This is a genomic window from Streptomyces durbertensis (assembly GCF_014156695.1).
Taxonomy (GTDB): domain Bacteria; phylum Actinomycetota; class Actinomycetes; order Streptomycetales; family Streptomycetaceae; genus Streptomyces; species Streptomyces durbertensis.
On sequence record NZ_WMLF01000790.1, the window covers coordinates 1 to 1,216 of the forward strand.

At 72.3% G+C, this 1,216-nt stretch carries 1 protein-coding gene; it reads left to right on the top strand.

Features of this window, described 5'->3' with window-relative positions:
* Positions 1-50 precede the first annotated feature (50 nt).
* Positions 51-1,133, top strand: coding sequence for a phosphoribosylformylglycinamidine cyclo-ligase (gene purM, locus GL263_RS26840; RefSeq protein ID WP_182858325.1), 1,083 nt, complete (start codon positions 51-53; stop codon positions 1,131-1,133).
* The last annotated feature ends 83 nt before the right edge of the window (positions 1,134-1,216 follow it).

Here is a 1,216-nt window from a genome sequence, read left to right on the forward strand (position 1 = left end):
CACCCACCCACTCTCGAACCACCCACCCCCGACCTCGTCGACGGAGAGACATGAACGAGACCGCAGGCGACCCGACCGCGCCGGTGACCTACGCGAGTGCGGGCGTCGACATCGAAGCCGGCGACCGGGCCGTCGACCTCATGAAGGAGTGGGTGCGCAAGGCACAGCGCCCCGAGTCCCTCGGCGGACTCGGCGGCTTCGCCGGACTCTTCGACGCCTCCGCCCTCAAGCGCTACGAGCGGCCGCTCCTCGCCTCCGCCACCGACGGCGTGGGCACCAAGGTCGCCATCGCCCAGCGCATGGACGTCCACGACACCATCGGCCGCGACCTCGTCGCCATGGTCGTCGACGACCTCGTCGTGTGCGGCGCCGAACCCCTCTTCATGACCGACTACATCTGCGTCGGCAAGGTGCACCCCGAGCGGGTCTCCGCCATCGTCAAGGGCATCGCCGAGGGCTGCGTGCTCGCCGGCTGCGCGCTCGTCGGCGGCGAGACGGCCGAACACCCCGGCCTGCTCGGGCCGGACGAGTACGACGTGGCCGGCGCCGGTACGGGCGTCGTCGAAGCCGACCGGCTGCTCGGCGCCGACCGCATCCGTTCGGGTGACGTGGTCATCAACATGGCGTCCTCCGGACTTCACTCCAACGGGTACTCGCTCGTCCGCAAGGTCTTCCTGGAGCGCGCCGGCTGGTCCCTCGACCGCGAGGTCCCCGAGTTCGGCCGCACCCTCGGCGAGGAACTGCTGGAGCCCACCCGCATCTACTCCCTGGACTGCCTGGCCCTCGCCCGCACCACCGAGGTCCACGCCTTCTCCCACGTCACCGGCGGCGGCCTGGCGGCCAACCTGGCCCGCGTGATCCCCGACGGACTGCACGCCACCGTCGACCGCGCCACGTGGACGCCGGCGCCGGTGTTCCGCGCCACGGCGGAGCTGGGCGCGATGGAGCGGCCGGAGATCGAGAAGGCGCTGAACATGGGCGTCGGCATGATCGCGATCGTCCCCGGCGAGTCGGCGGACGCGGCGCTGGACACGCTGGCCGACCGCGGCGTCGAGGCGTGGGTGGCCGGCGAGATCACCGAGCGCGGCGAGCGGGCGGAAGCCGTCACGATGGTCGGCGACCACCCCGCGTAACGCCTCCGGCGGAGGTCTTCCCCGGACGGGCTGAGAATTCAGCCCGTCCGGCGTTTGAGGACGAGTGGCCGCCAGGCCGCGAC